Consider the following 24,710-nt stretch of genomic DNA (forward strand, 5'->3'; position numbering starts at 1 on the left):
GTGCCCGTGGCCGGATCAAGGCAGGGTGATGCTGAAGTAGGCGTGGGCGCGCCAGGGCGCGTAGTGCAGTTCGGCCGGATTCTTGTCCAGCGGTGCGGCCAGGACCAGGCGGCCGCTGAAGGTCTTCCAGTCGAACATCACCCCCGCACCCACGCCGGTGAGGAAGTCATTGCTGCCCACTTCCTTCAGGATGCCCGGGCGATAGGGAAAGGCCCCGCCGTGGTCGATGAAGCCCAGCCACTGCACGCGCGGTGCGTCGGCGCCACTTTCGAAGTAGGCCTGCGTGCCCTGGCCATAACGCAACTCGGCGCTCACGTAGTAGCCGTTGCGCCCCGACAGCAGGCCTTCGGAGAAACCACGCACCGTGTACGCGCCGCCCACCTGGAAGAGCTCGCTGGAGGGCAGCAGCTCGGTGTCGCTCAGCTGCAGGCTGGCCCGGGTGACCAGCTGGAAGCTGTCGCTGACGCGGTCGAGCCGGTTGCCGGCCATGCGGTAGTACAGGAAGTCGCTCTCGCCGCCCAGGCCGGTCAGGCCCACGGACACGAACTGGTCCAGGTACCAGGAGCTGCGGTCGCCGAGGCGGTCGCCGGCCAGGCCGAAGGTCAGGATGCGCAGGTCCTCGTTCAACTGCTCGACGCCACCGAAGCGGCTGACGGATTCGCGCGCCGAGAAGCGTGCGTAGGTCGACCAGGATCGGTCGAGCTTGGTGAGCAGTGGCTGGGTGAGACCGATCGTCGCGTCCTGCGACTTGCCGGTGATGTCCAGCGGCTGGAAGGGGCCGTCGATGATGCGGATCTCGCCGGTGCTGGCCGACAGGTCCAGGCGCAGGTCGTTGCGGGTCACCGGCAGGGAGTAGGACAGGCCGAAGCTGTGGGAGCCCTCGGTCACCGTGCCGTTGAAGATCGCACTGTCGCTCAGGCCGGCCAGGTTGTTGCTGCGTGCGCTGAAGCCCGCGCGGGCGTTGCCGGTGGTGTCGCGACCGGCATTGTCCACGTAGAACTGGAACTGGTTGCGCGGGGGTTCGATCATCGTTATCTGCACGTCGGTGGTGCCGAACTTCTCGCCGGCCACCACGCTTGCGCGCAGCTGCGTCGCGTTGAGCCGGTTGAAGCGCGCGATGTCTTCTTCCAGCGTCGGGATGGACATCAGCGAGTCCTGCGACAAGGTGAGCCGCTCGGAGACGTAGTCGCTCGCCAGGGACTGGTTGCCCTGTACCTGCAACCGGCCGGTGCGGCTTTCCACCAGGCGGATCTGCACGACGCCGTCGCGTACCGTCTGCGGCGGCAGGAAGGCGCGCGCGGTGAGCGCGCGGCGCGCATCGTAAAGCTTGTTGATCTGCACCACCGCCGCCTGCAGGTCGGCCAGGCTGACGGTCTGCCCCCGCAGTGGCGCCAGCACGCTGTCGATCTCGCTGGCGGAAAGGATCTGCGAGCTGTCGACCTGGAAACGCTCCACACGGATGTTCTTCACCTCGCTGGCGGCGCTCGCCGCCGGCGTCGCAGGCGTGGTGACGGCGGGCGCCTGCGGGGCCTGCTGGATGAGTTCCTCCCGTCGCTGCTCCTCGCGTTGCGCGCGCTCGCCGCTCTGCACGGCCCCCGGGGAGATGGAGGGCGGAATGAGCTGCGCGTTGGCGGGCGGCGTCATCGCTGCCCAGGCGCCGCAGATCAGTGCGGCAATCGTTGTCTTGTTTGTCATGGATGTGCTGCGTGGTCTCATGGTTGTGCGCCGGACGCGGTCAGCCCTGCGCAGGCGCTGTCGCCACCCTTGCATTCGAAGAGGTCGCCGCTGATCGAAACGTTGCCCGCTGCGGGCGCGGTGTCGGTGCGGATCTGCAGGGCGGTGCTGCTGGGCGCAGCGCGTAGCGCGCCCAATGCATCCTGACCGGTGCCCGATGCGGTCACCGTGCCGGCCGGGAAGCCGGACACCACCTTGAGCGGATTGCTGCGGATGATGAAGGCGCCGACTTCCGCCGAGGACGGCGTGATGCGCAGGTCATAGGTGCCGGTCATCGTGAAGGCGTGCGCATCGAACGCTGACTGTCCCAGCCTGCTTATTGCATCCACCCGCACGCTGTAATCCGGCGTCTGGAAGCTGGCGTAGTTGCCGACCCGGCCGTCGATCACGCGGAGCGGGCCATTGGTGTTCACCGTGCTGACGTAGGCATCCAGCAGGCTGAACGTGGCGCCGGCGGGGGCGTCCAGCGTCATCGCCACCAGGCTGGCCTGACTGCCGTTCATGCCGCTGACCTGCAATGCGAGCGGCAAGGGCGTGCTGACCGTGGCCTGGATGACGTCAGCCTGCATGACCACGTCCGGGCTGCTGACCTGCAGCGCATGCGCGCCGCCGATGGTCTGCGGTGCGCGCACCTGCAGGGTGGCCGGGGTCGTCACGTCGGTGCCGGTGCTCGCGCTGCCGAGCACGCTACCGCTGCCGTCGCTGCCCGCGGTCAGCACGATGTCGGACGCGGAGGACAGGCTGCCGCCGGCAAAGGCGATGTCGTCGCCTGCCACGAAGCTCACCGGGCCCTGGCTGTTCACCGTGCCACCGATGGACTGGCTGTTCGCCGTCCGGGTGGTCAGGCTGCTTGCGGCAGTCACCGTGCCGTCCAGCTGCATGTTGCGACCGGCGTCCAGTTGCAGGTTGCCGCCGCTGGCCAGCGTGCCGGTGACCACCAGGTCGCGACCGGCCTCGACCCGGGTGTCGCCCCCCGCCGTGGCGCTACCGCCGACAAGGACATCCTGGCCGGCGTTGACCTGCAGCGATGCAGGAGTGTCCACGCGGCCGTTGATGACCACGTTGCCGTTGCTTGCCGTCAGCGAGGTGTTGCCAGTGCTGGTGAGCGTGCCGGCGGGAGTGATGCTCAGGTTCTGCTGCGCGACGAGCAGGCTGCTGCCCGCGGCCTGCACGCTGCCGGCCACCACGATGTCGGTGCCACTCCTGACGGCCAGGTTGCCACCCGTCGTGAGGCTGCCGCCCAGCGTGGTCGTGCCGCCGCTGAGGAGCGTGGTGTCACCTGCGACGCGCGTCGTGCCAGCGAGCGTCAGTGCCGCACCTGCCGTGGCGTCCAGACGTTCCGCGTCGACCAGCGTCCCGGTGACCGTCAGGTCGTTGCCCGCCGTCAGGGTGGTGGAGCCGCCACTGCTCAGGCTTGCGCCGGTCATGCCGAGGTTGCCGCCTGCGTCGATCCCCGCGGTGCCGGTGGCGATCAGCGTACCGGTGACCTGCGTGTCGCCGCCGCTGCGGGTACGGAGGTCGTTGCCGCTGTCGACCGTGCCGTCGACCAGCAGGTTGCCCACCGCGTCGAGCGTGACGTTGCCGGCGGCGTCGATCAGGCCACCCACACTCATGTGCTGGCCGCTGGACAGGCTCAGGGCACCTTCGCTGACAAGCTGGCCACCGACTCGCAGGTCACCGGCCAGGGTGACCAGGGTCGTGCTGCCATTGCTGTCGAGTCGGGCGTCGAGGTCCAGGTCGCGGCCGGCGGTGACGCGGGTGTCGCCGCCGGACAGTGCCGCGGCGTTCAGCGAGATGTCGTCGGCGGCGATCAGGGTCAGTGCGCTGCCGGCCGTGATGCGGGTACCGCCGGCATCGACCTGCAGCGAACCATTGCCGTCGGTGCCGGCCTCCACGCTGATGTCGCCGGTGGCAGTCAGGCTGCCCGCCCCCCTGATGGAGATGTCGTCGCCGGCGGACAGGGTGATGCTGCCGGCATTCACCTGGCCGAGCACGTCCAGGTTGCCGACGTTCACGTGATAGGCAAAGTCGCCTGTCGTGTTGATGCTGCCGAGGTTGCCGTTCTGTCCCGCGCTGCTGATGTACACGCCGTTCGGTGCGCTGGCATTGAGCAGGCCGGTGGCGCCGACGTTGACCTCCAGCGCGCCGGCTGCTCCGCCGGCGGCGCCTATGGTCGTTGCGGCCGTCAGGCTGACGTTCTTCGCCTGTACGTCGAGCTTGTCGTCCTGGCCACCGTCCAGGATGGCGCCGGTCGCAGCTTCGAGCACCGCATCCTGCTGCGCGTACACCGAGCTGATCCGCATGTCTCCGCTCTTCTCGGTGATGTACACGTCGTTGCGGGCGCGGGCGATGAGCTGGCTGCCGTTGGCGACATCCACCACCATGCTCTTGCTGGCCGAGCCGATGCTGCCCTGGCCGGCTTCCAGCACGAGGTTGGCGGACTCGATGGCGGCATCGTTGCCGCTTGCCGCGTTCGACAGGCCTGCGCCAGTCTTGATGCGCACTTCCTGCGTGCTCTTCACCTTCTCGATGGCGAGGTCCTGCTCCGAGCCGATCAGGATGGTGCCGGCCGCTTCGGCAACCAGGTTGCCGCTGGCGGTGACATCGACATCCTTCTTCTGGCGGATGCGGATATGGGTGGCGGTGAGCGTGACGTCCTGCTTCTCGGCGGTCAGCAAGGCCAGCTTCTCCTCCTTGCTCAGCGTGCCGGGGTCGATGCTGCGGGAGATCAGCAGCTCGCCGGCATCCTGTCCGATGCCGCCCGCCAGCGTGCCGAGGGTGATGTTGCGGCCGACGACGTTGGCCTCCTCGATACGCACTTCGGTATCCGCCACCGCGCGGAACAGGCCTGCGCCCAGCGAGTTCGCCAGCTCGCTGTCCTTCCACTCGGCGCCGTCCCTCAGGGCGGTGCTTTCCTGGAGGGTCGCGGTGTAGCTGAAGCTGTCGTTGTAGGTGCCGCCACCGAAGCGGGTATGGGCGTCGTGGTAGAACGCGGTCTGCTCGGCCTGGTAGCTGGCGATGTCGGCATCGGTCCAGCCGTTGGCGTTCTTCAGCGCACTGACCTGCGCGGCGCTGAGCGTGAAGCTGTAGCCCGCGTTGTAGGCATCGGTCGCAAAGCCGCCGTTGCCGTCGGCACGCAGGTTGCGCATGCGCCAGTAGCTCTTGTAGTCGTTCTCGACCTGCTTCTGGAAGTTCGCAACCGTCTGGTCGGCCGCGGCCCGGGCCGGGTTGCCGCGCAGCTTCATGTTGTCCCACAGGGCCAGCAGTTCGGTCGAGGACTTGTTGTCCTCCTGCTCGACCAGGTTGGCGTCCAGCAGGCTGCCACCGACGACACCCAGCGTGACGTCGCCAGTCCTCGAATCGATCTTCGTGACGCGCATGTCACCGGTGGCCTCGGTGAGGCGGATGTCGCCGGCAGCGCTGGCCGACAGCACCGTGTTGCTGCCGCGCGTATCCACCGTCACGCCACTGCCTGCCGTGACGATGCCGCCACTGGCTGCGGTGGCTGGCGTACCGATGCCGCCGGACAGGCTCACCAGATTGATGTTGTTGCCACGCAGGATGACGAGGCCGGCATTGGTGGTGGTCATCAGGTGACGGTCTGCAATCACGTTGAGATCGCCCGCCGTGGCGTTCAGCGCCGCGATGCGCAGGTCGCCGCTGATTTCCTTGACGCTGATGCCGTCGCGCGCCATGGCGCTCAAGGTGCCGTCGACCAGACCCTTGGCCGGGTCGGCATCCGTCAGGTCGATCTGCACGGGCCTGGCTGCGCTGCCGATCGCACCGGTGGCGGCGTTCAGCGAGACATTGTTGGCGAGGATGTAGGCGTTGTCGCTGAGGCTCTCGATGCCATTGGTCGCATTGATCGTGGCGTTGCCCGTCAGGCTGCGGACCATGCCGTTGAGCAGCACCTTGCCGCTCGACGAGGCGATGTTGACGTCCGAGGTGTCGTAGCCGGTGAAGGTGACCTTGATCTGCTTCGAGGCGTCGAGGCTGTGGTGGTAGTAGTCGTACTCCGTCCAGGTATAGCGATAGGTCTGCTTCACATACTCGCTGTGACAGACTCCGGCGATGCAGTCTGTATCCCAGCGGACCGGGGCCAGCGTGTTGCGGGCCTGCGGCGTCACGTACTGCGAGTGGTCGTAGTTGTAGTCACCGGTCCTGAAGTCGTTGGCCGTCAGCCAGTCGCCGGTCAGGCGATTGGTATAGGTCGAACTGCTGCTGGTCTCGCTGGGTTGACCGCCGGGGTCAGGCGCCAGCCAGTCGGCGCCCCAGGTGATTTTGGTGATGTAGGAATCGTCGCGCGTCCAGGAGGTGGTCTTGCCGTTGATCCAGTTGAAGCGGCGGTTTTTGGTCGTCTCGTAGGTGCCGGTACGACCGTTCCGCTGGCTGACGATGTAGTTCGGCTTGCCGTCGGCGTCGACGGTGCGGTTGTCCAGCGTGTAGATGGTGTCGCCGATGCGCACGATCTGCGTCACCAGCGCCCTGCCGGAGCTGGAGGCTCCCGTCTGGTCCACACTGCCATTGGCGAGCAGACGCTTCGAGGTGTCCGTGATCTTGATGACGCCTTCAACGCCCGGACCGGTGTCGAGTCGATTGATGACGATGTCGAGGCCAGTGTCGTTGACCACCGCGATGCGCCCATAGCCGTCCTGTACGCGCAGCTCGCCGTTGCCGGTCGAGAAGACGTTGCCGTACAGCTCCATGTGGCCGCCACCCATGCGCACGTTGGCGAGATCGAGGCGGTCGGTCGCCAGGTCGTAGCGCACCTTGATGTCGGTGCTGGCCGGGTCGGGGTTGTTGAGGTCGAAGTAGCGCGGCGCGCTGTCCGGGTTGGCCAGGTAGGCCGCCTTGGCCGCCGCGATGGCACCGGCCTGGCTGCTGATCAGCGTGCCCGGGATGGTGATGCTGCGATCCGGCAGGCCAGCCTGGATCAAGCCGTTGATGTTGAGCTTCTCGCCACTGATGTAGACGTTGTTGCCGGCGATAGTGGTGCTGCAATTGGTCGGCACGCTGCAGTCGCGAGCGGTGATGGCGGCGATGTAATCCGCTTCGATCGCCTCGCGCTGAGCGGGCAGGCTGCCCAGCTGGCTGATGGGATTGCCGCCCTGGTGCGTGAAGCCCGGCGTGTAGGTTTTGATGAAGTCGCCGCCGGTGGCGATGTTCACCGTCTCGGCATTGATGTTGGCCGACGCACGGATGGTGCCGTGGCTCTTGGCATCCGCGATGCCGCGCAGGTTGGTGATGTCGCCGGAGATCCACAGCTGCGCCGGCGAGCCGGTGTCGGCGTCGTTGCTGTTCTCGATGGCGATCACGGGCTTGGGCGAAGTGTCGGCGTCCACCACGGTGATGCTGGTGCTCTTGCCCGAACTGTTGCGTGCGTTGATCGCGTCGGCCGAGGAGACGCGCAGCCCGTTGAACGTGACCTGGCCACCATCGTCGTCGGGGATGGTCAGGGTGTTGGTGGTCATGAAGCGCGTCGACTTGTTGTCGATGTCGATGCGCACGTCGCCGGGGGCTTCTAGCTTGCCGCCTGCACCACCGGTGAGGTAATCGCCGGTGACATGAACGTTGCCGGTGGTGGCCAGGATCGGGTTGACGTCCAGGAAGTTCACCAGTGTGCCGGCGTCCAGGGCTGCCAGTTGCGATTCGAGGATGTCGGCATCGTTGTCCAGGGCATTGGCCACGTCGGTGGCGTTTGCGTCGCCAGCGTAGTTGTTGGCCGAGGTGCGGACCTGCTGCGCCTTCAGGCGCAGCGCGTTGATCTCAGCGGCCAGTTCGGTCGCCAGGTTCACGTTGTTGCGCAGGTTGAAGCTGACGCTCTGCGACTTGTCGTAGCTGCCGTCAGCGTTGTAGGTCAGCCACTGGTGGTGCCAGATACCGGCTTCCACGGTGCCATCCACGTTGACGCCCGAGCCCGGGTTGAACGGATTGTTGGAGTTGTTGGCCGTGGAGCCGCCAGTGATCTTCAGCGAGGAGGTGTCGGCGCCGAAGAACTCACCGATCGCGGACAGGATCTCGCGGTAGGAGTCGGTGCCTTCACCGAAACCACGCACCGTGTGCGTGCCTTCCGAAGCGGTGAGGTAGACACTCTTCACTGAGCGGACCTGCGCACCGGCAGCGACGTTGATGGTGTTGTGCTGGTTGATCTCGCCGTGGGCCTTCGGGTCCGTCTCGATCGGTACCGCGGTGCGGTTCCACAGGCGGGTGTCGGCGTCGGCGTTCAGGTTGTTGCCGGCGTTGCGGTCGGTGCCGGACATCAGGTGCACGTCCTTCTCCGACTCGATCAGCGTACCGGCGCCGATGTTCACCTGGTTGTCGGCCGCGATGTAGGAGCGTGTGTCCCCCTCGGCGGCGCCGGCCACGCCATAGGTCTTGGAGCGGGCTTCCGTGCGCACGTCGGCCACCGTGCGGGCCGACAGGTTGATCTCGCCGTCGCTCAGCAGCGTGGCGTTGCTACCGACCTGCACCTTGCCGTCGTTGAGGTCGTTGTTGATCACCGACTCGGCACGCGCGATGGCCACCGCGCCGCCGGAATCCAGGCGCACCGAATCGTGGGCGTTCACCGTGTTCTGTACGCCGAGGTTCAGCACACCCAGGCCGACGCCGGCCACGTTGACGATCAGGTCCGTGCCGTCGCCGATGCTGACTTCCGCCCGGTTGCGGATCGTCGATTCACTGCGCGCTGCGGCGCCATTGAGCAGGCCACCGCCTTGCGAGTCGACGTTGTAGCTGCCGCCCAGCGACGGCTTCACGATGCTGTTCAGCGCGTGCGCCTGCACTTCCTGCGCATTGATCGTCAGGTTGTTGCCGATGCGCGCGTTGGTGAAGGTGTCGACGTTGTTGACCGCGCGTGCGCCGGAGTAGCCGACCACCGACGCGTTGAGCGAATCCGCCGTGGCGTTGAAGTTGGTGGTTTGCGCGGCGTCGATGTCCAGTTCGCGCGCCGTCACGCTGCCGCCGGTGCCACTCGCGCTGCCCAGGTAGGCATCGGTATGCGACACGGCGATCGTCTGCGCCTTGGACGCGACCAGCACGCCCAGGCCACCGGCGCCGGCTTCGGTATCGGCACGCAGCGTATCGCTGCCGGTGGCCGAGATCTTCACTTCGTCCGTAGACACGATGTCGGCGTTGTTGCCGATGCCGGCCGTGGTGGTGGTGTCGGCGACCGTCCTGGCGTTGTTGCTGCCGCCGGCCAGCAAGCCGATGTTCACACCGGTGACGCGAGCGTCACTGCTGGTGGCGGAGTTCGCCAGTACCTGCACATCGTCGCTGGTGCGCAGCTTCGCATTGTTGCCGATCAGGGCGCGCGTGCCGGTGTTGGCGATGGCATCGGCATCGGTAGCACCTGCACCCAGCAGGGCACCGCCGGCCGCGGCGACGGCAGAGGCATCTGCCGTCTTGTCGCCGCCACGCAGCCTGGTCTGTGCGTCCAGCTTGAGGGTCGCGGCTTCCACGTCGATGTTGTTGCCGGTGATGGCATCGGCATCCGTATCCACTTCGGCCTTGGCCAGCGATACGCCGATCGACACGCTGGTGCTGACGGCAACGCCCAGGGCACGCGCATCGGCCACCGGGTCGACGTCGGCACGGATCTGCGCCAGGCCGCCGGTGGTGCGTACGGTGGTGTTGTCGCCCAGTTCGGCTTTGGCGGAGGACCGGTCGGTGGCCTTGGCATCCGCGCCGGCGCCGCTGAACAGGCCGCCCGCTGCAGCCGTGGCTTCGGCATAGGTGTCGGTCTGTGCATGGCCATGCACGTCCAGGGCCTTGCCGGTGATCTGCGCGTTGTCGCCCACTTGTGCAGTCGCGCTGCCGTCTTCGGTGGCATACGCGAGCGCTGCGCCGACGCCGACGATACCGGCTGCGCCGCCCAGTGCTTCGGACCGCAGGTTGTGGTCGATGCCGGCATCCACGCGCACCAGGCCCGTGCCATTGGCATCGGCAGCTGCCGTGCCGGTGGCGTTGATGATGGCGCTGTTGCCGATCTCTGCCGTCGCGCTGCTGGTCTTGCTCTGGATCGCCACCGAGGCGCCCAGGCCGACCAGGCCGGCGCCGCCGGCATAGGTCTGCAGGGAGGACGCACGGGTCTGCACGTCGCTGGCACTCACCAGCACGTTGCGGTTGGCGGTGACATTGCCGGACACGCTGGCCAGCGTCGCATCATCCACGTTGGCGATGGCGATGCCGCCACCCAGGGAGACGCCACCCGACACCGCGGCGCCGATGGCCATGGCATCCGTGTCGGTCTGCGTGGTGGCGGACACATTCACGTCGCGTCCTGCCTTCAATACGGCGCCGCTGCCGACACCGGCTGCGGCCGTGTTGTTGGAGGGCAGGGTGGCAAAATCGTTGGCGACGTTCAGCCCGCTGCGTGCGCTGTTGGTGCGCGACACGGTGCCGGAGATGCCCCCGGCGTCCGTGCTCGACTGGTCGCCGAAGGCGCTGCGCGACGAGACCGTGCTGGCGTCATTCACCGAGCCGGACAGTTCGGATTGCGCATCGCTGCCAGCGCGGCTGCCGACGCCGATGTAGGACACGGCACCGGAGATGCCGAAGGTGAGGCCGCCCGAGGCGGCGACGGTCAGGGAGCTGATGTCACGCGTGGCGTCTGCATCGACGACGATGTCGCGATCCGCATCGACACGGGCACCCCCCACGATGGTGGCTGAGGCGCCGTTGTTCACCAGCACCACGTCGGCGGTGGCACCCACGCCGCCGCCACTGACGCCGATGCCCAGCGCGCCCAGCTTGCTGTCGAAGCTCGTGCTGTCGCTAGCGGTGACGCGCACGTCCTGCGCGCTGCCGGCGTAGCTGCCGTCCTGGTTGATCTGCGTCGAGCCGCCGACGGTGGCTTCGGTGCTGCCCTTCACGATGGTGACGCCCACCGTGCCCGCGATGCCCACGCCGCCCGAGGCGGAACCGGTGGCGCCGATGATGCCGATATCTTGGTCGGAAGCGGCGTGCACGTTCGTCGCGCCGTTGGCGTTCAGCGTCGTGCTGCCGCTGGTGGTGGCCCTGGTGGTCTGATCGACCACGGTGACGATCACCGAGGCGCCGACACCGGCCGCGCCGGACACGTTCAGGCCACCGACGTAGTGATCGGCGTCGAGCTCGGAAGTGGCTTCGACCGTCAGCGCACCCTGGCTGTTGAGTGTGGCGTTGTGCGCGAGTGCCTGGGTGGTTCCATTCACCGACAGTACCGTGGCCGAGATATTGACGGCCGCTGCGCCGCCGCCGGCTGCCCCCACCACGATCTGTTCAGTCTCCACCGTCGAACCGGCATCGACTGTCACCGCGTTGTTCGCCTGCACGGTGGCGCCATCCACCTTCGCGGTGGTGGTGTGCGAAACGATCGTGGAATCGGCCGATCCGCCGACACCGGCTGCGCCGCCGATGGCAAGCCCGCCCGCGCCGGCCTGCACGACGTCGTGGTGGTAGGCCGCCACGCGTGCCTGCTGCTGCGCATTCGCGCCGGCCAGCGATTCGTTGATCCTGGCGCCGCCCGTGACCTGTGCGGTGGTCGTGCCGCCCAGCAGGTTCACCGACACGGTGGCCGCGACACCGGCCTTGCCGCCGCCGGACACGTTGGCGAGGATGGATTCCACCTTGCTGGTGGAGGAAGCCACCACGGCCACGCCGCGGATGTTGTCCTTCTGCTGGCGACTGTCTACCGATACGCCGAAGCCGCCGGCCGTCAGGCTGCCGTTGTCCACCGCCATGGTGCCGCCCAGGCCCAGCGCGTCGACGCGCGTGGCACTGCCGGTCACTTCGGCCGTGGTGCTGGAGTGGATGTCGTTCACCGCGATGGCGCCACCGCCACCGACCGTGCCGCCCAGCGCGACCGTACCGGCCTTGGCCTGGATGGTCTCATCGTCCTGTGCGGTCAGCAGCAGGTTGTGGTCGGCGTCGACGTTCGCGCCGTTGCCGATGCGCGCCGTGGTGCTGCCGCCCAGGTCGTTGATGGCAATCGAGCCAGCGAAGCCTGCCGTGCCGCCGCCGGAACCTGCCGCCGCCCACACGTCCACCGTGCCGCTGCGCTTCGCTTCGACCGTCACGGACGCCGCGCTGTCGATCTGCCCGCCGCTCACTTCTGCCAGCGTGCTGCCGCCGATGTGGTTGTACGAACCGGAGGCGCCCACTGCCGCCGTGCCGCCGCCGGACAGCGCGCCGGTCACCGCCAGGATGTCTGCCTCGTCGGTCGCCTTGATGCTCACGTTGCCACTGGCCAGCACGGTGCTGTTGTCGCTGCGTGCCTGCGTCTGCGTGGTGATGTCGTTGATCGCCAGCGAGCCGGACACGCCGACCTTGGCCGAACCGCCACCGCCCATGGCGTAGGTTTCGATCTCCGAGTCGTTCTTCGCCGTCAGGCTGACGCTACCGGTGTCGACGTGGGTGTTCTTCAGCTCGGCGCCGATGCGGTTGTCGATGTCGTTCCAGGCGAAGCTGACACCGAAGCCGGCATTGCCGGCGGAGAGGCCCAGCGCACCCACCACGGCGAAGATGCCTGCGCCGTCCGTGGCGCTGACGTTCAGCGACGCGGCGTCGATGCCGTTCACCGTCTTCTTGCCATCGATATAGGCGTTGGTGCGGTTGTCGATCTCGTTGATGGCCACCGCCGCGGCGCCGGCCATCTGGCCGCTGCTGGCACCCAGCGACGCAGCGATGGTGTCGATCTGGCCGTCGCTGGTGGCATTGACGTCCAGCGCGCCGCTGGCATCCACGTCGCTGTTCTGGATGTAGGCGCTGGTCACGTTGTCCAGCTCGTTCCAGGCGAAGGACAGGCCGATGCCCGCCTTGCCACCGAAGGCGATGGCGCCCGCCACCGCGCGGATGGCAGAGGTGTCGCTGGCGCTGACGGTCACGCCCTGCACGCCGCTGACGTTGCTGTTGTAGAGGTAGGCGGTGGTCGTATTGGCGATGTCGTTGATCGATACCGAGCCGGCGACGCCTACCTTGCCTTTGCTGCCTTGCACGGACGCCGACAGGGTCCGGATCTCGCCGTCGACATCGGCATCCAGCGACAGCGCGCCGCTCTGAGCGATGGTGGCGTCGGTGATGTAGGCAGCCGTCGTGCCGCCCAGGCTGTTCATCGCGAAGGAGCCGGCCAGGCCGTTGCCATTGCTCTGTGTGGAGATGGTGACGGCGCCGGCCAGCGCGTTGATGGCCAGCGTGTTGTCGGCGTCCAGTGTGACGTTGCCGGCCTGGGTGACGTTGGCACCGTCGGACAGGTAGGCCTTGGTGTCGGCGGTGATCTCGTTGATGGAGGCATCGGCCGAGACGGCGATGCCGAACTTGCCGGTGCCGCTGCCACTGCTGCCGCTCTTGGTGTCCGATCCGCTGGCGCCGGATTCCGAACCCTGGGCGCTGCTGTTGGTCGCAATCGCGCCGCTGACGGAATACGCGCCGATCTCGGTGTCCGACTCGGCCTTCACCAGCAGGTTGCCGCCGGTCTTCACGCTGCCGGTGGCAGCTGCGTTGTCCAGGTTCAGCGGATCGTAGTCGCCCACGAAGGCCGAGGTGCTGGTGTCGATGTCGTTGATCGACACCGCGAAGCCGATGCCGACCTGGCCCTTCGTGGCGACCACGCCGCCGGCGATGGCGATGTTCTCCACGTCGCCCAGCGCCTGCACCTGCACGTTGCTGCCAGCGTCGATCCGCGCGTCGTCGTCGATGGCGGCGACGGTGGTGTTGTCGATCATGTTGATCGACACGGCGCCCTCGATGCCGACGTTGTCCGACTGGCCGCCGGCTTCCGTCACGGTGACGATCTGGCTCACCGATTCGGCCTTCACGTCCACGCCGTTCTCGCTCTTCACCTGGGCGTTGCCGCGGATCGTCGCGCTGGCCGTGCCTGCGATGTCGACGATGTTCACCGCACCGCCGATGGCCGCCTTGCCGCCACTGGTGCCGAAGAACTTCTTGCCGAGGATGCCGACCGCATTGACGGTGCTGACGTCGTTCTTCGCGTACACCGTGACCGACTGCTGCGGCAGCACCATGCTGTCCTTGTCGTAGACGGTGTTGATCTTCGCGCCTTCGTCGATATGGGCGTTGCTGTGGTTGTCCAGGTTGAACAGGCTGACACCGGCGGCCAGCCCGAGCCCGCTCTTGCCGCTGGCGGAGTTGATCGAGTACGAGGTGAACACCAGGTCCAGCACGGCGCCCTGCAGGTGGTTGAGGATCGCGTCCGGCGAGTTCCAGTCGATCTGCCAGGCGAAGGGCACGAGGGTCTGCGCATCCACGCGCAGCGCGCCCCTGGCGTCCACCGTCGCGTCGTGGCCGATGAAGGCGTCCGCGTTGTTGCTGAAATTGCCCAGCACCACCGAGCCGCCGATGGCGGTGCCGGTGGAGGTGGACTTGGCGCCGGCGCTGGCGGTCGGGCGGTCTTCCACCTTGGCCACGACGTCGATCTTGCCGTTGGCCTTGACCGTCGCGTTGGCGGCGATGCTGGCATTGGCCGTGTTGGTGGCGTCCACGTACGCGACGGCACCGGAGGCGTTGAACTTGCCTTCCTTGATGCCCGGGAACATGAAACCGGTGAGCTTGTCGCTGTTCGCCTGGCTGAGGCCGCCGACCGAGGTCAGCAGGCCGCCGGAGACGTTGCGCTGGATGCCGGCGGTGAAGTTGGTCATCTTCGCCGACAGGGTGTTGGGATTGCCCAGGGTGGCGGCATCCGCGCTGGTGGTGTTCTTGGCGATGTCGACCTTGGCGTTGGCCTTCACGTCACCGGTGGTGGCCGTGGCGTCACCGCCCAGCCTGGCCGTGGCGGTGTTGTCCGATTCATTGACGGCCACCGCGATGCCCAGGCCGCTGCCGCCCGCGTTGCGGGCGCTGGCCACGGCGGTGATGTCGGCCTTGACCAGCGCATTGACGTCGATGGCGCCGGCATTGATGGTGGTGTCGTCGCCGGTTTCCGCCAGCGCGGTGGCGGTATTTTTGGCGCGAACGAACACCGCGTCGATCGGCTTGTTGGTGGAATTGACGTCCGCACTGACGTTCAGCTCCACGTCGGTGGTGGCGCCGACGCTGGTCTTGTTGGTGGAGGTGAGCGTCGCCGTGCCCAGTACCTGAGTCTTCGCCTCGGCGGTCGATTCGCCCCAGGCGGCGGAGAACAGCATCGGGCTGCTGAAGCCCGGCTTGGCGGCGGAGACGGCCTCGGTATTGATGTTGATGGCATCGCTGGCGGTGACGCTGGTGGCACCGTTGACCAGCACCCTGGCGGTGGAGGTGGATAGCGCCACCAGCGGGATCGCGCTGAAGTCGAACAACTGGTCGTTCACGACCTGCAGCGTGGGGTCGTTCTCGTCAGGCAGCCAGCTCTGGTCGGCCAGGCGCACCAGGTTGCCCAGCACGTTGAGCGTGAAGGAGGTGCTGGACTTCGCTTCGATGGTGACGCTGCTGCCGCTGATCTGGGTGTTCCGGGTGGCGCTGTCACCGATGATCGTGTCGGCGCTGGCTTCCTTCTTGAAGCCGGCACGCGCGCCGGCGCGGCTGTCGATGGTGACGGAGCCGCTGCCGGTGATGCGGGCGCCGTAGATCTCCGTCTTCGCCGTGGCCTTGGTCTTGACCGCCAGGAACTCACCGCCGGGGCCGTCGGACAGGCTGTCGGCCTCGTCGTCCACCAGCTTCTGCGCATCCGCCAGCGAGGTGTTGGGGAAGGCGTCCAGCGCCTGCACGATGGCCGAGGTGTCGGCGTCGCTGCGGATGAGGATGTTGCGGCCACGGATCGTGGCGTCGGTGATCTTCACGCTGGCGTTGGCCGTGCGGTCCGCCCCCACGGCGTTGACGTGGCTGGCGGAGACGGTGATGTCACCGGCCGCGAAGCCGTTGTCCGCGTGCGCCAGCAGCTTTGAGCCGGCCTTCAGTTCGACGTGCGAAGCCTTCAGGCGCAGATTGCCGGAGTCGCCCTGCGAGGCGGCGGTCAGGTGGTCGTCGGTGGTCGGGTTGGTCGTGTTGCGGGTGGAGATCACCACGTTCTCGGCGACCGTGATCGAGTTGTTGGCGATCAGCGTGTAGGCGCCGCCGTCGGTGAACTGGCTGTTGGCCACCACCTCGATGTCGTTCGGGTCGATCAGCACCGCACCGGCGTCGCCATTGTTCGCGCCGACCTTCAGCTCGCCGCCGGCCAGCACGATCTTCTCCTTCGCGCTGAATTCCACGAAGCCGCCATCGCCCGACACCTCGCCGCCACGGGCCGAGACGGTGGCGCCTTGCGACAGGGTCGCGTTGCGGTCTGCCCAGGTGATGACCTGTCCTGCATCGGACGCGCTGCCATGGCCATCGGCCGACACGCGTGCGCCGCTGGAGAGGGTGATGTCGCGACCGGCGCGGATGTCCACGTTGCCGGCGTGCTGTCCGCTCGTGCCGTCGGCTGCGACCGTGCCCGCAATGCTGACGTCGCCCGCAGCGAGGATGCGGATCGTGTCGCCGTCGGCGTAGGTGACGCCGGCCTGTGCCAGGCCATCCACATTCACCAGTGCGCCAAACTGCACGGCTGCCGAGGGGCCGCTGTGGACGCTGCCACCGGCTTCGATGTTCACCGTGGCGGCGGCCAGCATGGCGGCGTCGATGGTGCGGATGGCGCCACGCACGCTGATGAGGCCGGTGCTGGACAGCGGGAACTGGCCGGCCAGCGCCTGGGCGACCGCTGCGTTGTCGATCGCGCCTTGCGGGGACAGCAGACGGTTCATGAAGTCCGCCGTCGGCGCGGCCAGCATCAGGCTGCCCACGTTGATCTGTCCGCTTGCGCCCACGACGACGCCGTGCGGATTGAAGAAGAACACGTTGCCGCCGATGCGCCCGTCGCGATATGCGTTCATCACGCCGTCGATGTTGCTGGCGCCAGCGCCGTTGACGAGGTTCAGCAGGTTGGCCGTGTTCGTCGGCAGGTGCAGGTTCACCGTCTCGCCGTTGCCGACGTTGAAGCGGCTGAAGCTGTTGAAGGCATTGTTGCCGCGGACGGTCCCGGTGGTGATGTCGGTGACGCCTCCGCCGCTCCCGCTGAGGTTGGTCTGGGTGCGGCCGTCGGTGACGATGTCCGCCGCCATCGCGCCTGGCATGGGCAGCAGGACGCCGCCGAGCATGCCCATCGCGTTCAGGAAAGCGCAGTGACGCAGGATGCGCAGGTACTGGCGGCGGAAGAAGGTGATGGCACCGTAGCTCATGGAATTCCCCGATATCCGTAACCAGGCCGGGAGCGCGGCGCTGGCGCGGCAGCTGTTGTGCTGCCTTTCTTGTGTTCGTGTGGGCGATCACTCCGGGCGCGGCAGCCATGCCGTATTCCGTTCCGCGTCGTCGGACGTCGGGGAACGGTGGGTGGGCGGGGGATGTCCGGGCGCCCCGGAGCGGGCGCATTCTTGCGGCTGGAGCAAGCTTGGATGAGCGGCTGGTCGGCTTCCATGTACCGATCTCGCGCAGTGCGACAGCCTTCACGGTGAATGACACAATTTCAAGCCATACGGCGAGGTATCGTGCCCATAAGGGCGGGCCTTGGAGCCCTGTGGAGCCCTCCCGGCGTTGAAGGGCGTCGCCACCCTGCGGGCTCATGTCGGCTGCTCATTCCTCGCCGGTCCGCGACGCTGCCCCTGTTGTCCGCCGGATGCGCCTGCCAGGGCGTTCCCCGCTGCCGTCGCAAGTATCATGGACACCGCTTTTCTTTCGCTGCGATGCCTTTGCGCATGAATCACGACACCCCCGACGCCGCATTCCACGCTGCCGACACAGGAACCGGCGCTGCCGAAGCGCTCGCACCCGCTTCCCCCCGCTTTGCCCCGGCTCCCCAGCATGCGCTGACGCACGTGCTGGCCACGGGCTTCGGCAACGTCTGGGCGGGCCTGCGGCTCGCGCTGTTTCAGCGCGGCGCCATCGCTGCCCTGCAGGTCTCCGTGCCGCAGCTCGTCTGGCTGGTGGTACTCGGCTTGTTGCTGAGTCTCGGCAGCGACCTGGTGCGCGTCGGCCTGGACGGTCAGTTCAATCCCTCGGCCGTGCCGTACGAGTTCTACGGCTTGCCGTGGGTGCTGCTGTGCGCATGGCTGGTGGCCAATGTGGCGGGCGATGCGTCACGCACGCTGGCAGCCGCCATCGCCGTGCTGGCGCTGCAACTGGTTGCCGGCGTCGTGTGGGAGGGGCTGGGCTTCCTGCCGCCGCAGTGGTGGCAGGCGCTGGGCGAGCAGGGTGCGCAGCTGCTGTGGTGGTCGCCGCTGGTGTGGTTGTGCGTGGCCACCATGGTGGCGCTGGCGCGGATCTGCGACCTGCAGGTGCCGCGTCGCCTGGTGCTGCTGGCGGTGCCGGTGCTGCTGGTGTTGCCGGCCTTCCTGGTCGGCCAGCCGCCGCAGTTGTGGGTGGCCCGCTACGAGGAAGATCCGGAGGTGCTGGCCAGGCGCGAGGCGGTGGTCGACGAGAGCGTGCTGTATCGCCAGAACCTCTTGCTTGACCAGGTGCTGTCGAAGGTGGCTCCCGGAACGCCCGGGGTGCCGGAGTACTTCTTCGTCGGTCTCGCCGGTCACGGCGGCCAGGACGTGTTCATGCGCGAGGTGGAAAGCGTGGACCGGCTGTTTGCCGAACGCTTCGGCACCGGCCAGCGCAGTGTGCTGCTGGTGAACAACCCGGCCACGACGGACATCCATCCCTTTGCCACGGTCACCGCCCTGCAGCGCGCACTGAAGACCATCGGCGAACGCATGAACCGCGACGAGGACGTGCTGTTCCTGTTCATGACCTCGCACGGTGCGGCGGATTTCCGTTTCGACCTGTCGCTGTGGCCCTACCGCCTGCACGAGTTGAGCCCGGAGGTGCTGCGCAAGGCACTGGACGACGCCGGCATCCGCTACCGCGTGCTGATCGTATCGGCCTGCTATTCCGGCGGCTTCGTGCCGCCGCTGTCCAGCCCCGACAGCCTGGTCATCTCGGCCGCGCGGGCAGACCGCAATTCGCATGGCTGCGCGCACGAGAACGACTGGACCTTCTTCGGCCGCGCGCTTTTCGACAACGCGCTGCAGAAGACCTTCTCGGTGGAGCAGGCTTTCGACATCGCACGCGAGGACGTCGCGAAGCAGGAGGCGGCGGAGGGGCTGGAGCCGTCGGAGCCGCAGATCAGCGTCGGCGATGCCGTGCGCAAGCCCCTGGCCGCGGTCGAGCAAGGTCTTTCGACGGGCGCTGCCGGGAAGTGATCGCCAGTGCGCCGGCCGCCGGCGGGAATGCCGGAACCTCCCGCGTACCGGCCCGCGCGGGTAGGTAAAGTCTGATCGGTCGGCAGGCCGGCTGCCGATACAATGGCGCCCGTTCCCCTTGCCCAGGTGCTTCCCGTGTCCGACCGCCTCGCCGTCCTGCCGCAATACCTGCTGCCCAAGCAGGCGCTCACCGCGTTGATGGGGAAGCTCGCCAGCAAGCAGGCGGGCGCGCTCACCACCAGTGTCATCCGCTGGTTCGTCGGCCGCTATGGCGTGGACATGAGCGAAGCCGCCAACCCGGACATCGCCAGCTACCCGAGCTTCAACGAGTTCTTCACGCGTGCGCTGAAACCCGGTGCGCGCCCGCTGGCGGATGCCGATTTCATCTGTCCGGTGGATGGTGCGATCAGCCAGTTCGGCGCCATCGAGCGCGACCAGATATTCCAGGCCAAGGGTCATCGCTACAGCACCACCACACTGGTCGGCGGCGATGCGCAACTCGCCGCGAAATTCCAGGATGGCCACTTCGCCACCCTGTATCTCAGCCCGCGCGACTACCACCGCATCCACATGCCCTGCGAGGGCCGCCTGCTGCGCATGATCCACGTGCCCGGCCCGCTGTTCTCGGTGAACCCCACCACCGCCCGCGGCGTGCCAGGACTCTTCGCCCGCAACGAGCGCGTGGTCTGCGTGTTCGACACCGCCCATGGCCCCTTCGTGCTGGTGCTGGTCGGCGCCACCATCGTCGGCAGCATGGCCACCGTGTGGCACGGCGTGGTCAACCCGCCGCGCGTGAAGCAGGTGCGCGAATGGCGCTACGACAGCCAGCAGATCGTGCTGAAGCAGGGCGAGGAAATGGGCCGCTTCCTGCTGGGGTCGACGGTGGTGATGCTGTTCCCGAAGGGACCGCTGACGTTCAATGCGGATTGGGCGCCGGCGCGAGGGATCAGGTTGGGTGAGGTGATGGCGGTACAGCGCTAAGGTGAAATCACGTTGATCAGCGCCCCGCCTATGGGCGGCTCACATGCAATCTGATGTCGACATCTTCGATGGGCGGCAGGACGCGGATCTGGCCGACATCCCTGTGAACCATCGCAGCTACGATACCTTCTCCGACACCGGTTCCTATACCGGAGGCGGTTGAGGTAGGGGGCGCAATATTTGAGGCAATGCTCCTTGCGTGCTCCCCGAGATGAGGATCAAGGGAGCCCCCTAGGTTGAACATATAGAAGTAAGCCCGATAAGCCTTGATGTCGTTCGATTTGGGTACAAACAGGCCTCCCGGGAATTTGCTATCGGGAAAGCGCTCCTTGTTGAAGTTGGCTGCAGCAGGAATTTGAACGGCCAGATCTGGGCCACGATAAAAGCGCCCGTCCTCGTTTTCGTACTCGATCACGTAGACGCCCGATTCAAGGGCGAAACCGTTGTCGTAATACTTGAACCCCTTCACCGTGACAAGATCAGCAGGATTCGCGGGTTTCGCCAGCGATTCAAGTCGGACGTTGTAAGCGCTACATGCCGATAAGATGAGAGCGGTCAGCAGCACGAGCGCAGCACTACGAATGTTCTTCATGGATGAGATTTTGCGAATGGTTTGGCTTAAAAGCTGCTCGCTTGCAGCGTCGCTATCTATTCTTCAAGCAACGCCTGCTTCAGGCTCGCCGGAATCTCCGTGAGAATCAGTCGGTCATTCTGACGGTCATACATCACCGCTCCTGATCTCAGGCTGCTGCGGTCGAACTCCAGCTTCCACTGCGGGCTGGCGGCGCGGAAGCGCACCAGGGGGCGGATGGCGCGGCGGTCGGGGACGAAGCCGGTGGCGAGCTGCATGTCTTCGCGGTCCAGGCTGCGCTGCAGGCGTTCCGGTTCGTCCGGCCAGACCCGGCGCACCATGTCGTCGAGCGCCAGCGGCATGCCGGCTTCGCCGAGTTCGTCCAGGCACAGGTGGGCGCGCTCCATCATCTGGTCGCGGGCCTCGCCTTCCAGCTTGTGGGCGTCTGCGAACTGGTTCAGCCCCTGTACCAGCTTCTGCGTTTCCTTCAGTGCGATGACGACATCGTTGCAGCCGAGGAACAGCTTGAAGTACTGCGCTACTTCGGCGCGGCCCTTCAGGAAGCTGATGTAGCGCTCGGCGCCGTTCTGCCATGAAGTGAGGTCGATGCGACCGGCGACGCGCAGCTTCTCCAGGTCCAGGTGCAGGCTGTCGGTGATCTCCAGCCCGTTGGCGATGGCGGTGCCGGTGGTCTCGCTGACGATGGCGACGAACAGGCAATCGGAGCCGCGGTCCTGTACGTGTGCGATCAGCACGTAGCCGCCAGTGGCCAGCGATTCGGCGGCGGCGCGTTTGCGCAACTCCTCCATCATGCGGCAGCCGAGCTCGGCGAAACCCAGGCTGCGTTCCACCAGGTACTGATGCAGCCAGACCGGGAGCGGGAAATCCGCTTCGTCGCTCTCGAACTTGCCGTAGCCCTTGCCCAGGCGGTTCCCGTAGGACAGGCAGAGGGTTTCCACCAGTCGCTGGGCGGCCGGCGTGATGGCACAGGGTGCTTCGCGCAGCGTGATGCCGGCTTCGCCGTGGGCCTCCTTGTCGAGCCTGTGGATGACGAGGGCGGTGATGCGGTTGGGCGTTTCGGGGCTGTTCATGGACGCACGGCAGATGGGGCAGCGAGGCAGGCGCGGATTCTCGCATGCGACGGGCGGCCGGGGAGGCAGGATGGATCAAGCCATGCAGGGCGGCCCTGCATGGTGTGCGGGGTATCGCGGGAGTTGCGCGCTTACAGCTCGCGTGATGCCGTCAGGCGCGGCCTTCCGGAATCCCGCGCAGGCCGGCGCGCTCCAGCCGGTCTTCGAGTTCGCCGAGGTGCGCGGCCACGACATTGCCGGTTTCCTCCACCGCAGCGCGCACTGCGGCTTCGTGCCGCGCCTGCCGCTCGATGTTTGCCAGGGTGGCGGCTTCCAGGTACTGGCGCAGCTCGGTGAAGCGCGAGGCCTCGGCGCTGTTGGCGAGCGTGCGCTGGGCTTCGAGTTCCTTGGTATGACGGCGTGATTCGACCAGGAGGGTGGTTTGCAGATGGGTGATGACGCCCATGAACAGCGCACTGAGCACTGTCAGGATGCCGAGCAGTACAAGCCCCAGCGGGGCCTGGACGACCACGACGCCGAGATTGAGCGGCCCCGGCGCGGAGATGGCGCCCCAGTTGAGGAAGATGAACACCAGACTGCACAGCACTGCAACCAACAGGACCAGGGTGCGGATCTGCATGATTCCTCCTTGTTATGGCGACGTGTCGTGGCGAAGAACTGCCTCGCGGTTTCTCATTATGGGTGACGCGCGGTGAATCACTCAGGGTGAATCATGCCGCTGTGCCTGATGCGGACATGGTCCGCATCGGTCTGACCGTCGTTCGACCACGACGTTCAGCGGCCTCGCCAGCGAGTGACAAAAGAAAACGGGGCGCCGGAGCGCCCCGTTCTTCAACTGCCGGTGAGCAGGTGCTTACAGGCCGGCATCCGCACGCAACGCAGCTGCCTTGTCCGTACTCTCCCACGTGAATTCCGGCTCGTCGCGGCCGAAGTGGCCGTAGGCGGCGGTCTTGGTGTAGATGGGGCGCAGCAGGTTGAGCGACTGGATGATGCCCTTCGGACGCAGGTCGAAGTGCTGCTCGATGAGCGCCACGATCTTGTCGTCGCTGACCTTGCCGGTGCCGAAGGTGTTGACGTTCAGCGAGACCGGGCGGGCCACGCCGATGGCATAGGCGACCTGCACTTCGATGCGCTCGGCCAGGCCGGCAGCGACGATGTTTTTCGCCACGTAGCGGCCGGCGTAGGCGGCGGAACGGTCGACCTTGGACGGGTCCTTGCCGGAGAAGGCGCCGCCACCGTGACGGCCCATGCCGCCGTAGGTGTCGACGATGATCTTGCGGCCGGTCAGGCCGCAGTCACCGTGCGGGCCGCCGACGACGAAGCGGCCGGTCGGGTTGATCAGGTACTTCACCTTGTCGCCGAGCAATTCCTTCGGCAGCACTGGCTTGATGATCTCCTCGATGACGGCTTCCGACAGCTGGGCGTGCGACACGTCCGGGCTGTGCTGGGTGGACACCACCACGGTGTCGATGCCGACCGGCTTGCCGTCGACGTACTTCACCGTCAGCTGGCTCTTGGCGTCCGGGCGCAGCCAGGGCAGGCGGCCGTCCTTACGTACTTCCGCCTGGCGCTGCATGATGCGGTGCGCGTAGTAGATCGGCAGCGGCATCAGGCTGGGGGTTTCATTGCAGGCGTAGCCGAACATCAGGCCCTGGTCGCCGGCGCCCTGTTCCAGGTCCAGGCCTTCGCCCTCGTTCACGCCTTGCGCGATGTCCTGCGACTGGCGGTTGATGGCGGTCAGGATCGCGCAGCTCTTGTAGTCGAAGCCGATGTCCGAGCTGTCGTAGCCGATGCGGCGCACGGTGTCCTGCGCGATCTCGCGGTAGTTGATGTGGCCGCTGGTGGTGATTTCGCCCGAGATCACCACCAGGCCGGTGGAGACCAGCGTCTCGCAGGCCACGCGGCCGCGCGGGTCGACGGCCAGGATGGCGTCGAGGATGGAATCGGAAATCTGGTCGGCGACCTTGTCCGGATGGCCTTCCGAGACCGACTCGGAAGAGAAGAGGTATTCGGCCATTGAGCCTGCTCCCAAAACAAAAAACCCCGGTTGGTGGCGCGAGGCCGACTCCGGGGTTTTGCGAGCGGGCGACGCTTTAGCAGTATTTTTGCGGCCCTGGGGGATGACGAAATCCCGGAACCGACGTCGCCCTGCAAGTTGTCTGTTTAACTCGGCGACGCGAGAATTATACCCGTTGTCCGCATACTGAAAACCCGCGGCGACGGAATCCACCCTTCCGGGCCTGCCCGGCCACGCCCCTGTTGCACACTGCGCGCCAATCCATGTCATCGCTGATCCCTGCCGTCTTTGCCGTGCTGCGTTGCCTTCCCTTGCGTCTGCTCCACCTGCTGGGGGCAGGGGTGGGCTGGCTGGCATGGTGGCTGTCGCCCGGCCTGCGCAAGCGGACGCTGGAGAATCTGGCACTCGCCTTTCCCCAGGGCGTTCCGTCGGGCCTGGCGCGGCGGGCGACCGTGGATGCGGGCCGTGCGCTGCTGGAGCTGCCATGGTTGTGGTCGCGGCCGATCGAGGACGTGGCGGCCCGCGTGACCGAGCAGGAGGGGTACGAGCGGGTCGAGGCGGTGCGCGCCGAGGGTCGTGCCATCCTGTTGCTGACGCCGCACCTGGGGTGCTTCGAGGCGGCCGCCCAGCACTACGGCACGCGCTATCCGATCACCGTGCTGTACCGCCGCCCGAAGCTGGACGTTCTGGCGCCGATCATGGAGTCGGGCCGGCTGCGCGGCCTCATGAAGGCGGCGCCGGCCGATGCAAGCGGGGTCCGCCAGATGCTGAAGGCATTGAAGCGGGGCGAGGCGGTGGGCATGCTGCCGGACCAGGTGCCGCAGTTCGGCGAGGGGGTGTGGGCACCGTTCTTCGGCCGCCCGGCCTACAGCATGACGCTGGCTGCGCGCATGGCCGAAGTGAAGGATGTTCACGTCTTCATGGCGTATGCTGCGCGCCTGCCGGGTGCCCGCTACCGGCTGGTCATCCGCGATCTGGGCCGGCCGCTGTCCGGCACACCCGAGCAGCGGGTGGCGCAGATCAATGCCGAGCTGGAGGCCCTGATCCGCGAGTGTCCGGACCAGTACCTGTGGAGCTACAACCGCTACAAGCGCCCGGCGGGTGTGCCGCCACCCGGGGCCGTAGTTTCTGCCGATGCCTGAAGCCGC

Annotated in this window: 9 protein-coding genes; 3 read left to right on the top strand and 6 right to left on the bottom strand. The window is 67.0% G+C overall.

Features of this window, described 5'->3' with window-relative positions; genetic code table 11:
* Positions 1-15: 15 nt before the first annotated feature.
* Both VVD47_RS17070 and VVD47_RS17075 read right to left on the bottom strand, forming a co-directional pair.
* A complete protein-coding gene (locus VVD47_RS17070; protein WP_327604717.1) occupies positions 16-1,695 on the bottom strand; it encodes a ShlB/FhaC/HecB family hemolysin secretion/activation protein in 1,680 nt (559 codons plus the stop codon).
* A 17-nt stretch (positions 1,696-1,712) separates the two neighbouring features.
* Positions 1,713-16,898, bottom strand: a complete 15,186-nt coding sequence (locus VVD47_RS17075; RefSeq protein WP_327604718.1) for a leukotoxin LktA family filamentous adhesin — start codon at positions 16,896-16,898, stop codon at positions 1,713-1,715.
* A gap of 513 nt (positions 16,899-17,411) precedes the next feature.
* On the opposite strand from VVD47_RS17075, the gene VVD47_RS17080 reads away from it, so the two are divergent.
* Both VVD47_RS17080 and asd read left to right on the top strand, forming a co-directional pair.
* Complete coding sequence (locus VVD47_RS17080; RefSeq protein ID WP_327604719.1) at positions 17,412-18,902, top strand: C13 family peptidase; 1,491 nt, start codon at positions 17,412-17,414, stop codon at positions 18,900-18,902.
* 135 nt (positions 18,903-19,037) lie between these two features.
* On the top strand, positions 19,038-19,883 hold the full coding sequence (asd, locus tag VVD47_RS17085; RefSeq protein ID WP_327604720.1) for an archaetidylserine decarboxylase: 846 nt from the start codon (positions 19,038-19,040) through the stop codon (positions 19,881-19,883).
* 28 nt (positions 19,884-19,911) lie between these two features.
* Here asd and VVD47_RS17090 read toward each other — a convergent pair whose 3' ends face one another.
* From VVD47_RS17090 to metK, 4 genes are all read right to left on the bottom strand, one after another.
* The gene (locus tag VVD47_RS17090) at positions 19,912-20,475 is read right to left on the bottom strand and encodes a hypothetical protein (RefSeq protein WP_327604721.1); all 564 of its coding nucleotides are present in this window, start codon (positions 20,473-20,475) and stop codon (positions 19,912-19,914) included.
* 56 nt (positions 20,476-20,531) lie between these two features.
* The gene (locus VVD47_RS17095; RefSeq protein WP_327604722.1) at positions 20,532-21,545 is read right to left on the bottom strand and encodes a nucleoid-associated protein; all 1,014 of its coding nucleotides are present in this window, start codon (positions 21,543-21,545) and stop codon (positions 20,532-20,534) included.
* Positions 21,546-21,696: 151 nt separating this feature from the next.
* A complete protein-coding gene (locus VVD47_RS17100; protein WP_327604723.1) occupies positions 21,697-22,164 on the bottom strand; it encodes a hypothetical protein in 468 nt (155 codons plus the stop codon).
* 234 nt (positions 22,165-22,398) lie between these two features.
* Positions 22,399-23,562, bottom strand: a complete 1,164-nt coding sequence (gene metK / locus VVD47_RS17105; RefSeq protein WP_327604724.1) for a methionine adenosyltransferase — start codon at positions 23,560-23,562, stop codon at positions 22,399-22,401.
* A 242-nt stretch (positions 23,563-23,804) separates the two neighbouring features.
* Here metK and VVD47_RS17110 point away from each other — a divergent pair, with 242 nt between their 5' ends.
* Complete coding sequence (locus VVD47_RS17110) at positions 23,805-24,704, top strand: lysophospholipid acyltransferase family protein (protein ID WP_327604725.1); 900 nt, start codon at positions 23,805-23,807, stop codon at positions 24,702-24,704.
* Positions 24,705-24,710: the final 6 nt, after the last annotated feature.

Origin of the sequence: Uliginosibacterium sp. H1, from assembly GCF_036017065.1 — a bacterium.
Taxonomy (GTDB): Bacteria; Pseudomonadota; Gammaproteobacteria; order Burkholderiales; family Rhodocyclaceae; genus Uliginosibacterium.